We start from the raw sequence: 12,184 nt of genomic DNA on the forward strand, positions 1-12,184 counted from the left end.
TAAATAACTAAACTTTTTCAGTTTTAATATAAGTTGAGTAAATAATAAATTAACATTAACATTGTTAATTTGGGAGGATTAATATAATGGATGAAAGACAAGAATACGATCAAATAATATCCGTTGATCTACAGGATGAAATGAAAAAATCATATATTGACTATGCCATGAGTGTTATTGCCTCAAGAGCACTACCAGATGTAAGAGATGGATTGAAGCCGGTTCATAGGAAAATATTATATGCAATGAGTGAACTTAATTTATCGCCAGATAAACCTTACCGTAAATCAGCAAGAATCGTTGGAGATACAATGGGTAAATATCACCCTCATGGTGATAGTTCTATCTATGATGCAATGGTTCGTATGGCACAATATTTCTCTACTAGATATCTATTAGTAGATGGTCATGGAAACTTTGGTTCTGTTGATGGTGATAGTGCAGCTGCAATGCGTTATACAGAGGCTAGAATGAGTAAAATGTCAATGGAATTATTAGCTGATATAGGTAAAGATACTGTTGATTACAAACCTAACTTTGATGAATCATTAAAAGAACCAGTAGTCTTACCAGCAAGATTTCCTAACTTACTAGTAAACGGAACATCTGGAATTGCAGTTGGAATGGCAACTAACATACCACCTCATAACTTGAATGAAGTAATAGATGGTGTTGTTAAAATTATTGATAACAAAACGATTGAAGATAGAGAAACTGAATTAGATGAGCTTCTAGAAATAATAAAAGGACCTGATTTTCCTACTTATGGTAAGATTTTAGGAAAGAATGGTATAAAACAAGCTTACAGAACTGGTAAAGGTAAAGTTAAAGTAAGAGCAGCTGTTGATATTGAGCCAATGCCAGGAAATAAACAGAGAATAATAGTTACAGAACTACCTTACCAAGTTAATAAAGCAAGATTAATAGAAAAAATTGCTGAATTAGTTAAGTTAAAAAAAATAGAAGGTATTTCTGATCTAAGAGATGAATCAGACCGTAAAGGTATGCGTGTTGTTATTGAATTAAAACGTGATGCTAATGCTAACGTCATATTGAATCAATTATACAAACATACTCAGCTACAGGACACATTTGGTATCAATATGCTTGCTCTTGTTAACAATGAACCTAAGATACTCAACTTAAAACAAATGCTTGTATATTATTTAGAGCACCAAAAAGAAGTTGTTACAAGAAGAACCAACTATGAATTGAAAAAAGCTGAGAATAGAGCACATATCTTAGATGGATTGTTAAAAGCTCTAGAATTTATTGATGAAGTTATTAAGATTATCAGAGCTTCTAAAAGCACAGCTGAAGCCAAACTTAATTTAATAGATAGATTTGAATTTAGTGAAGTACAATCTCAAGCTATAGTTGATATGAGACTTAGAGCATTAACTGGTCTGGAAAGAGAAAAGATAGAAAACGAATATAGAGAATTAATGGAAAAAATAAAAGAATTGAAAGCCATATTAGCAGATGACAAATTATTATATGCTGTTATCAAAGAAGAAATATTAATAATCAAAGAAAAATATGGTGATCCAAGAAGGACAGAAATAACTTATGATGAAGGAGAAATCTCTCTAGAGGATCTTATCAAAAAAGAACCAACAGTTATTACTATGACTCACCTTGGATATATTAAAAGAATGCCAATAGATACTTATAAAAGCCAACATAGAGGTGGAAAAGGTATTAAAGGTATGCAAACAAGAGATGAGGATTTCATACAAAACTTATTTATTACATCCACTCATCACTTTATATTATACTTCACAAATAAAGGTAAAGTATATAGATTAAAAGCATATGAAATACCTGAAGCTAGTAGAACAGCAAGGGGTACAGCTCTAGTTAATTTATTACAGTTAGATTCAGACGAACAAATAACAGCTGTAATACCTTTAAGTGAATATAGAGAAGACAGATATCTTCTTATGGCAACTAAAAAAGGTATAATTAAGAAGAGTAATATCATGGAGTATGTTAATATCAGAATTAGTGGTCTTCAAGCAATAATTCTAAAAGAAGATGACGATTTAATTGAAGTTAAGTTAACAGATAACGAACAAGACATAATTCTTGGAACTAAATATGGTCAATGTATACGATTTAGTGAAAGTGATGTAAGAGTTATTGGTAGAACGTCCATGGGTGTTAGAGGTATGAATCTTAATCATGATGATGAAGTAATAGGTATGCAATTAACATCACAAGGTACTGACTTATTAGTAGTATCGGAAAATGGATTAGGAAAGAGAACTGACATAGATGAATTTACTACTCAAAGACGTGGTGGTAAAGGAGTCAAGTTTTATAAAATAATGGAGAAAACAGGTAATGTAATAGGAATTAAAGCTGTTAATGAAGATAATGAACTTATGATAATAACTACAGAAGGTATAGTCATAAGAATTAGAGTAAGAGATATCTCTAGATTTGGTCGTGTTACTTCGGGTGTTAGACTAATGAATTTAGGTGACGATATAATGGTAGCAGGTATAGCAAGGATAAAAGAAGAAGTAACTCATGAAGAAGAGATTGAAGAGATTGATATGGATATAGATGAAGATGAAGTAGTAGAAGATGTTGAGAAAGAAATTGAAGAAGATAATAAACAATAATAAAGAATAATTCAAAGAGGTTACATAGAGTCTAGTAAGACTTTATGTAACCTTTTTCTTTAGAATATTTATAGCTAAAAGCCTGATTATTACCTCCAAGTTGTAATATACATGTAACAGTAAATCCAAGTATATCTGTTATAATAGTATATAGGACTAGTTAACTATTAACATATAACTAAGAGGTTAGTTTATGTTGGAGGTGAAGACGTGATAATAAAGAATATAAAGAAAATATTATATTTAATTATAGTTGTAAGTATCATCTGTAATATAAACATTTATGCTTCTGAAGATGAACCACACGAAGCTATTAAATATATAAATGATATACGAGAAAAGGTATCAGTCAGACCTATTGAGAACAGTAAGCAGTTAGAATCATCCGCTGCTAATCATAGTAAATATATGTCTGTAAATAATAATTTTTCCCTTATTGAGGAAAGCGGAAACAAATATTATAGAGGAAGATATAGCTGGGATAGAGCATCCTATTACTCCTATTTTAATCCTTACATAACTGAATTTATAAATAATAATTTGGATAATTTCAAAAATGGGGTTGTTGATTTAATTAATAATCCATATTCCAGAATATCATTTTTAGATCCATTATATCAACATATAGGTATGGGTTCATATAAAGATATGTATACATTTGACCTTGGAGGAAAATCAAGAGATTTAACAGTTAAAAATAAAAAAATTGTAATATATCCATATGAAAATATGGAAAATGTACCTATCACTTGGGAAAATAATTATAAAATCAATCCATATAGAGATTTAGATATAGAATATAGTAATGTTGGTGTGCCTATTACACTTAGTTACTATTCAGATAAAAAGAAAATTAGAAGAATATATAATAATAAGATTAAACTAGAAAATGAGGACAAAGGGATTGAGGTAAAAACTAAAATCATATTACCACAGGATGATAAATATATTGATAACAGTTTAATCATATTACCACTAAAAAAATTAGAATATGATACCAATTATCAAGTTTCAATAAATGTTGACTTTATTTTTCAAAACAGTACTATACCCAATGAAAAAAAATCTAAGTATATTATAAATTTTAAAACAGAGTCAAAAGACAATCCCTTAGATAGAGGTAAATTTACTGAATATCTTGTAAAAGCATTAAACATTGATATTCTAGAACCAAAGAAAATATTTAAAGATATAGATATCAAATCAGATAGTGCCAAATATATATATACAGCCTATAAAAATGATTTAGTAAGTGGTTTTGGTGATAATACATTTCGTCCTAAGGAAAATATAACAAAAGAACAAGTATATACCTTGTTAATAAGATCCTATGAAAAGGAAAACGGTAAGATTAAATTAAACGATTATAAATCATACAGCTATAGCTATCATAGCATTAGTAACTGGGCTGTAGATTATATAAAAAAAGCAGAAACGATTGGATTGCTAAATAGAGTAAGAAGTAATGAGTTAAAAGGAGAAATAACCGAATCTGAATATAAAAAGATAATAAATCTATATCAAGAAATATATAATGTAAAAAAGGATATTAACTAAGATTAATATCCTTTTTCTTGACGAATATGTTTTAATTTATTAAGATAGAAAGAGATATTAAATAAACTTTTTTGTAAGGAGGAATTCCTATGAGGGAAATATCAGTTAATCTTATAACAAAAGAGATTAAAGAAATGTGTATAGAAGCTAACTGCTATGTAAGTAAAGACATATTAGATACTATAAAAGAATCCAAGAAAAAGGAAGAATCACCAATTGGAAAAGGTATATTAGAACAAATAGAACTAAATGCAGAGATAGCAAAGAATAAAATGATGCCTATGTGTCAAGATACAGGTATGGCAGTAATATTTTGTGAAATAGGGCAAGATGTACATATAACAGGTGCGTCTATAACCGATGCCATTAATGAAGGTGTAAGGCAGGGATATGAAGAAGGTTTTCTAAGAAAATCTGTTGTAAAAGATCCATTTTTTAGAGAAAATACAAAAGACAATACTCCTGCAATAATTCACTATGATATAGTTGAGGGTGATAAAATAAAAATAACAGTTGCACCCAAAGGATTTGGTAGTGAGAATATGAGTAAAATTGCTATGTTAAAACCAGCAGATGGTATAGAAGGTGCTAAAAAAGCTATATTAAAAATAGTAGAACAAGCAGGTGGTAATGCATGTCCACCTATGATAGTTGGAGTTGGTATAGGAGGTACATTTGAAAAAGCAGCTTTCTTAGCCAAAAGATCCTTACTAAGACCAGTAGGCATTAACTCATCAAAAGAATATATTAAAGATATGGAAGAAGAATTATTAGATAAGATAAATAAACTAGGAATAGGACCAGGAGGATTAGGTGGAAGAACTACAGCACTGGCAGTAAACATTGAAACTTATCCAACACATATAGCAGGATTACCAGTTGCTGTTAATATTAGTTGTCATGCTACTAGACATAGTACACGAATTATCTAAATTCAAAAATTATGGGAGGTATAGAATATGACTGTGGAAATAAGCACTCCTCTAACAGAGGAAAAAGTTAAAGACCTAAAGGCTGGAGACAAAGTATTACTATCAGGTGTATTATATACATCTAGGGATGCGGCACATAAGAGAATGGTTGAACAATTAGAAAAAGGTGGTAAGTTACCATTTGATGTCAATAATAATATTATATATTATGTAGGACCATCACCAGCAAAAAAAGGAGAAATAATTGGTTCAGCAGGGCCAACTACAAGTTATAGAATGGATCCTTATGCACCCTACCTATTAGATAGAGGTCTAAAAGGTATGATAGGAAAAGGTGACAGAAGTAAAGAAGTAATTGATAGTATGATAAAAAATAAAGCAGTGTATTTTGCAGCAGTTGGTGGAGCAGCAGCTCTTCTAGCTGATAAAATCAAAAAAGTTGATATAATAGCATATGATGATTTAGGAACAGAAGCAGTACGAAAAATGGAAGTAAAAGATCTACCTTTAGTAGTTGTAATTGATAGTGAAGGAAATAATCTATATGAAACAGAAAAAAACAAATACAAAATTATATAAATAAAGCTTTATAGAAATATCCTATTAAAATATAATAAATAAGAGTTAGGGGATGTAACTATGCATCAAGAAATAACAAAAAAGGAAAAAATATCACCATTAAAAATGCTCATTTTTATAATAATAGGTGCAATATTATTGATACTTTTTAATTTCTTAGGGAATACACTAAAACTAAACACAAGTATCATCGATGGTTTGACATTGATAATCGCAACGGTATTATCTTATATTATTATAAAGAAATATATAACCTCTTACAAATACATGTTAATTGAAAATGAATTCATTATACAGGAATTAACAGGTTCAAAAGAAAAAATATTAATAAATATTAATACCAATCAAATAAAGAAGATAAAACCCGTTACAAGTAGTGATTATGCAAATGATAAAAAACAAAAATATTTCACAAAAAAGAAGTTAAATAAAAATCTCAAGAACTTAGATATATATTACTGTATATATGAAGAGGATGATAAATTAAATCTATTTGAGATTCAACCTTCAGAAGAACTTATAAAATTATTAATTAATAATAAATAAACCTATGATTAATAAACACTTAATAAAAATTATTATAATTAAATAATACATTATTTATAGAAGTATTATATCAATAACATTTATATATTGATATAATGCTTTTTTTGGTTTTTTGAAATAACAATAAATATTTGGGTAAAAATTATGACAAAATAACCATGATGTGATAATATAAGTATAAGATTATTACAAAAAAAATAAGTTTTCTTATTATGAGTTGGATGATATGTTAATATTATAATAATATTTTGTTCTTCAATTTATAAAGGTAAAATACTAACCTAAAATAATGGTTTAGTAAAAAACAATATTTTTTATGTAATAATTTAATATTTTTATGTAGATATGGGAGGATTGTTATAAGATGAAAAAAGTATTATCAATTATTGTTATGATGACTATGGTGTTTACTCTTCTATTAACCGGTTGTGGAGAGAAAAAGGAAGAAGATACAATAGGTCAAGGCAATGAGGTGAATGATGATCAAGAATCTGATGCAGACTCACAAGAAGACATAAATAATACTGAAGATGAAGACTCGAAAGAACAAGAAGCAGATAAAAGTGATTTAAAAATATGTATGGTAACTGATACAGGTGGAATTAACGATCAATCATTTAATCAATCTGCTTGGGAAGGATTAGAAAGAGCCCAAAATGAATTAGGTATAACAGCAGAATTTCTTGAATCAACTCAAGAATCAGATTATGACCCTAATCTAGAAACATTATATGATCAAGGTAATGATCTAATATGGGGTATAGGATACTTAATGGCTGATGCTGTGTATAAAGCTGCTGAAACTAATACAGACAGAAAATATGCAATTATAGATAACGCATATAATGAACCACTAGATAATTTATTAGGTGTTACATTCAGTGAACAAGAACCTTCGTTTTTAGTAGGATACATAGCAGGTAAAATGACTAAAACTAACAATGTTGGTTTTGTTGGTGGAGAAGAGTTTGATGTTATATGGAGATTTGAGAGTGGATATAGAGCTGGAGTAAAAACAGCTAATCCAGATGCAACAATACAAATTCAATATGCTAACTCATTTGGTGATACTGCAAAAGGAAAAGCAATAGCAAACAGTATGTATCAAAATGGAGCTGATATTGTATTCCATGCTGCAGGATTTACTGGAGTAGGAGTAATAGAATCAGCTGAAGAAAATGGAAAATATGTTATAGGTGTAGACCAAGACCAAAGAGCTAAATTGGGAAAAGAAGCAATTATAACATCAGCAGTTAAGAGAGTTGACCAAGCTATATATATGGTTGCAGAAGATCTAAAAAAAGGAAAATTTGCAGGTGGAACTAATATTAACTATGGTTTAGTTGATGGAGCAGTAGGAATAGCACCAACATCATCAGAAGCTGTACCAGAAGATATATTAAAAGAAGTTGAACAATTAGAAAAAGACATAATTGATGGTAAGATAATTGTTCCAAAAACAAGAGAAGAATATGATGAATTATATGGTGATAAATAGTTACTAGACTCCTAAACAGCTCAGACATATTGTCTGAGCTGTGATTTTAGTCAACTAAATAGAGAAAGGATAGATATTTTGCATAATATAGATTATAAAACCAGAGTAATTGAAATGATAAACATTACTAAGAAATTTGGTCATCTAGTTGCTAATGATAATATCAATCTTACAGTGTATAAAGGAGAAGTTCATGCACTATTAGGAGAAAATGGAGCAGGTAAATCTACTCTAATGAATCAATTATATGGAATGATAGAGCCAACAAGCGGTGAAATATATATTAACGGAGATAAAGTAAATGTAAACACTCCTAATATAGCAATATCTAATGGAATAGGTATGGTACATCAACATTTTATGCTAGTTGAACCTTTTACAGTAGTAGAGAATATTATCCTTGGCAGCGAGATAACTAAATATGGTGTGTTAGATATGAAAAAAGCCAAAGAAGATATTGTTGAATTATCTGAAAAATATAGTTTATATGTAAATCCTGATGACAAAATTGAAGATATAACTGTAGGTATGCAGCAAAGGGTAGAAATACTAAAAGCTCTATACAGAGGAGCTGATATGTTAATATTGGATGAACCTACAAGCGTGCTTACACCTCAAGAAATAAAAGAGTTAGTTACAATAATTGATAACTTAACAAAAGAAGGTAAATCAGTAATAATAATTACTCATAAGTTAAAAGAGATAAAACAGGTAGCTGATAACTGTACAATAATCAGAAGAGGAAAACGAATTGATACAGTAAAAGTAGATGAAGTAACAGAAGAAGAGTTAGCATCTAAAATGGTAGGTAGAGAAGTAACATTCAAAGTACCTAAAGAGGATAGAGAAACAACTGATACTGTATTGTCTATTGATAACATTACAGTAAAAAACAATAGGGGTTTAGTAGCTGTAGATGGTTTATCTCTAGAAGTTAAAAAAGGAGAAATTTTTGGAATAGCTGGTGTAGATGGTAATGGGCAAAGTGAACTAGTTGAAGCTATAACAGGTCTTAGAAAGATTGAAAAAGGACATGTTAAGATAAATGGAAAAGACATTACCAATATGTCACCTAGAAAAATAATTGATAATAAAGTATCAACAATACCAGAGAACAGGCAAAAAGTTGGTTTGGTTCTTGATTTTAGTATCTATGAAAATATGATATTAGAAAATTATCATAAAGAACCATTTTCAAAAAAAGGTATTCTACAAAAAGATAAGATAATTGATAATGCTAAAAGTTTAATTGAACAATTTGACATAAGACCAACTGATGAAACAGTGTTAGCCAAATCACTCTCTGGTGGAAATCAGCAAAAAGTAATTATAGCTAGAGAAATTATGAATAATCCAGAGTTATTGATAGCTACACAACCAACAAGAGGTCTTGATGTAGGAGCTATTGAGTATGTACATAAAGAATTGGTTAAGCAAAGAGATAAGAATAAAGCTGTTTTATTAATTTCACTTGAGCTTGATGAAGTAATGAATGTATCAGACCGTATTGCAGTAATATATGAAGGAAAGATTAATTATATAGTAGATGCAAAAGAAGCGACAGAGGCAAAATTAGGATTAGAGATGGCAGGGGGCAAAAAATAATGGAGAAGAAAAAACTATTAAAATCAACAACTAAATTGACACTCTTGTCAATATTGTTTGGATTTATTATAACAGCTATAATATTACTTATTGCCAATTATAATCCTCTTCAAATATATGGCGTCATAATAAAAGGCGTCTTTAGTAAACCTAAGTACATTGCCTATACAATTATTAAATCTACTCCATTAATATTAACGGGGGTATCTATAGCATTTGCCCTTAAAACAGGATTATTGAATATTGGAGCAGAAGGGCAATTTATAGTAGGGACAATAGTCGCTTCAATGGCTGGATACTTTTTCAATCTACCTCCAGTAATTCATCCTATAGCAGTTATGTTGACAGCAATCATATTTGGAGGTTTGTGGGGAGCTTTAATTGGAGTTTTAAAGGCAAAATTTGGTATTCACGAGGTAATATCCTCTATTATGTTGAACTGGATTGCTTTATACGCTCATAATGCTGTTATTAATATACCTGCATTTTTTGCACGTACTAATAAAGCTCATACTATTAAAGATAGTGCAAGTATTGTATTTTTAGAAGGATTCAAAAGCTCTGAATCGGGAAAAAAATGGTTAATAGAACATCCTGGAATAAGAGATATTCTAAAATCTCCAGTCAATTATGGAATAATAATAGCTATATTGGCAGCAATCTTAATTTGGTTTATATTAAATAAGACTACATTAGGATTCAAACTAAGAGCTGTTGGTTATAATAGATTTGCTGCTGATTATGCAGGAATTAATGTAAAGAGAAACATAGTCACCTCAATGTTTATATCAGGGTCCATTAGTGGATTAGCTGGTGCTCTTATGATAATTGGAGTATCAAAAGGGATAACAACTCTATCTGCAATGGAAGGATATGGCTTAGATGGAATAGGAGTTGCGTTAATAGCAGGTAATTCACCATTAGCATGTATTTTCTCAGGTATATTTTTTGGAGCATTAAAATACGGAGGATCAAAAATACAAGCTAGGCCTATTGAAGCGCCAAAAGAGATAATTAATATAATGATTGGTACTATTATATTTTTTATAGCAATTCCTAGAATAGTTAAGGTATTAAAACGTTTAACAGGTAGAAAAGGGGTGACTAGATGAATAGTATAGGTTTTATATTAGGAACTACATTAATGTATTCTACACCTTTGATATATACTTCATTAGGAGGCGTTATATCAGAAAGATCTGGGGTTTTTAACATCGGACTAGAAGGCATGATGACTATGGGAGCCTTTATTGGAGCCACTGTAGGTTATTATTCAGGTATTTGGTGGCTTGGACTAATATGTGCTGGAATAGGTGCAGGTATATTAGCGTTATTACACGCAGTAGCATCTGTTACACTTGGAGCTGAACAAGTTGTTTCTGGGATTGCTATTAACTTTTTAGGACCAGGACTTTCACTATTTTTGTGTAGAAAATTTTTTGATGGAAAATTCATGACAAAAAGTATTCCTCTAGAAAATAAAATTCCTAAGTTGTTTAAGGGAGTTTTTCCTGAGTATTCGTTTTTAGATAATATATTTAATCAAGAAATAACCGTTTACTTAGCATTTCTTTTTGCACTGATTATGTGGTTCATATTATATAAGACTAAAGTTGGTCTTAGGGTTAGGGCAGTTGGAGAACATCCAGAAGCTGCAGATACACTGGGAATAAGTGTACATAGAACCAGATATATATGTGTAATATTATCAGGTGTTTTATCCGGTTTTGGTGGTGCTTCCATGAGTTTAGCAGTAGCATCTAATTTCTTCCCAACTTTAATATCTGGTCAAGGATTTATTGCATTAGCAGCAATGATATTTGGAAACTGGAAACCACAAGGTGCATTAGGTGCATGTCTAGTGTTTGGGGGAGCGCAAGCTTTAGTTGTGTTCATAGGCGGAAAGAACATACCTATACCTATAGATGTATTATCTATGGTTCCATATATACTAACACTAGTAATACTCATGGGATTCATCGGAAAATCTGTTGCACCAGCCGCTGATGGAGAACCATATATAAAAGAATAATTAAAAATGTATACAAGATATAGTAGATTTAAATAGAGTTTGCTATATCTTGTATAGAATGCAATATTAATTATTTTTTTTAATTATATAGAAGATAGATGAATATTTTAATTTCAAAAGTGTAAAAGTATAGTATATTTAAAAAGGATTAGTAATGGTATAAGAGATTAAATGAAAGTTGAATCAATGGAAACTAGACGTTTTTCTCCAGTATACGAGGATAAAATTTAATAATTAATAAAAAATGCAAAAAACGTATTGACATTATAGGTATCCTCTAGTATAATAACTTTTGCGCTACTCGTTAGGGCAAAATTAAATATTTCATATGATTCAGTTGTGGAGAAGTACTCAAGTGGCTGAAGAGGTGCCCCTGCTAAGGGTATAGGTCGTTTACGCGGCGCGAGGGTTCAAATCCCTCCTTCTCCGCCATTAACAATTATATGAAAATGAAAAAAATAAAAAAAATAAAAAAAGTTGTTGACAAATGTTGAAATGCATGATAAGATATATTTCGTTGTCTCATAAAAAACAACAACAGCAAATAACACAGAACCTTGAAAACTGAACAGTGAAACAACCAAAAACTTAGTAATAAGTTTTACCCAAAAAAATCCTTAGTAAATAAAATGGATAAAGACGATAGTCTATAAAATATAAGCCAGAGCAATCTGGTCAAGATGAAACTTTAACATGAGAGTTTGATCCTGGCTCAGGATGAACGCTGGCGGCGTGCTTAACACATGCAAGTCGAGCGAGAAGCTACTTAATGAACCTTCGGGTGATTTAAATAGTGGAAAGCGGC

The 12,184-nt window shown here is 30.1% G+C and carries 9 protein-coding genes, 1 tRNA gene and 1 rRNA gene; all 11 read left to right on the forward strand.

Translation table 11 applies throughout. The features are described from left to right. Window positions 1-86: 86 nt before the first annotated feature. A complete protein-coding gene (gene gyrA, locus ACX6CF_RS15115) occupies window positions 87-2,630 on the forward strand; it encodes a DNA gyrase subunit A (RefSeq protein WP_458786178.1) in 2,544 nt (847 codons plus the stop codon). Window positions 2,631-2,840: 210 nt separating this feature from the next. Further along, the gene (locus ACX6CF_RS15120; RefSeq protein WP_458786179.1) at window positions 2,841-4,187 is read left to right on the forward strand and encodes an S-layer homology domain-containing protein; all 1,347 of its coding nucleotides are present in this window, start codon (window positions 2,841-2,843) and stop codon (window positions 4,185-4,187) included. Window positions 4,188-4,276: 89 nt separating this feature from the next. Beyond that, complete coding sequence (locus tag ACX6CF_RS15125) at window positions 4,277-5,119, forward strand: fumarate hydratase (protein WP_458786180.1); 843 nt, start codon at window positions 4,277-4,279, stop codon at window positions 5,117-5,119. A 27-nt stretch (window positions 5,120-5,146) separates the two neighbouring features. Continuing rightward, a complete protein-coding gene (locus ACX6CF_RS15130) occupies window positions 5,147-5,698 on the forward strand; it encodes a Fe-S-containing hydro-lyase (RefSeq protein WP_458786181.1) in 552 nt (183 codons plus the stop codon). A gap of 60 nt (window positions 5,699-5,758) precedes the next feature. Beyond that, on the forward strand, window positions 5,759-6,244 hold the full coding sequence (locus ACX6CF_RS15135; RefSeq protein WP_458786182.1) for a hypothetical protein: 486 nt from the start codon (window positions 5,759-5,761) through the stop codon (window positions 6,242-6,244). A gap of 364 nt (window positions 6,245-6,608) precedes the next feature. Then, window positions 6,609-7,742, forward strand: coding sequence for a BMP family lipoprotein (locus ACX6CF_RS15140; protein ID WP_458786183.1), 1,134 nt, complete (start codon window positions 6,609-6,611; stop codon window positions 7,740-7,742). A 114-nt stretch (window positions 7,743-7,856) separates the two neighbouring features. Next, on the forward strand, window positions 7,857-9,347 hold the full coding sequence (locus ACX6CF_RS15145) for an ABC transporter ATP-binding protein (RefSeq protein ID WP_458786188.1): 1,491 nt from the start codon (window positions 7,857-7,859) through the stop codon (window positions 9,345-9,347). Further along, window positions 9,347-10,459 carry an ABC transporter permease gene (locus ACX6CF_RS15150; RefSeq protein WP_458786184.1) on the forward strand — a complete coding sequence of 371 codons (1,113 nt, stop codon included), beginning with the start codon at window positions 9,347-9,349 and terminating at the stop codon, window positions 10,457-10,459. The genes ACX6CF_RS15145 and ACX6CF_RS15150 overlap by 1 nt, the downstream gene beginning before the upstream one ends. Continuing rightward, window positions 10,456-11,379, forward strand: a complete 924-nt coding sequence (locus ACX6CF_RS15155) for an ABC transporter permease (RefSeq protein ID WP_458786185.1) — start codon at window positions 10,456-10,458, stop codon at window positions 11,377-11,379. The genes ACX6CF_RS15150 and ACX6CF_RS15155 overlap by 4 nt, the downstream gene beginning before the upstream one ends. A gap of 341 nt (window positions 11,380-11,720) precedes the next feature. Beyond that, window positions 11,721-11,811 (forward strand) — tRNA-Ser (locus ACX6CF_RS15160). Window positions 11,812-12,068: 257 nt separating this feature from the next. Beyond that, a 16S ribosomal RNA gene (locus ACX6CF_RS15165) occupies window positions 12,069-12,184 on the forward strand; the annotation flags it as partial.

Source organism: Vallitalea sediminicola (assembly GCF_054408565.1).

Bases quoted from the DNA above. Each gene is read 5' to 3' on its own strand.
- gyrA (WP_458786178.1), top strand. From the start codon at position 87: ATGGATGAAAGACAAGAATACGATCAAATAATATCCGTTGATCTACAG.
- ACX6CF_RS15125 (WP_458786180.1), top strand. From the start codon at position 4,277: ATGAGGGAAATATCAGTTAATCTTATAACAAAAGAGATTAAAGAAATG.
- ACX6CF_RS15130 (WP_458786181.1), top strand. From the start codon at position 5,147: ATGACTGTGGAAATAAGCACTCCTCTAACAGAGGAAAAAGTTAAAGAC.
- ACX6CF_RS15135 (WP_458786182.1), top strand. From the start codon at position 5,759: ATGCATCAAGAAATAACAAAAAAGGAAAAAATATCACCATTAAAAATG.
- ACX6CF_RS15140 (WP_458786183.1), top strand. From the start codon at position 6,609: ATGAAAAAAGTATTATCAATTATTGTTATGATGACTATGGTGTTTACT.
- ACX6CF_RS15145 (WP_458786188.1), top strand. From the start codon at position 7,857: ATGATAAACATTACTAAGAAATTTGGTCATCTAGTTGCTAATGATAAT.
- ACX6CF_RS15150 (WP_458786184.1), top strand. From the start codon at position 9,347: ATGGAGAAGAAAAAACTATTAAAATCAACAACTAAATTGACACTCTTG.
- ACX6CF_RS15155 (WP_458786185.1), top strand. From the start codon at position 10,456: ATGAATAGTATAGGTTTTATATTAGGAACTACATTAATGTATTCTACA.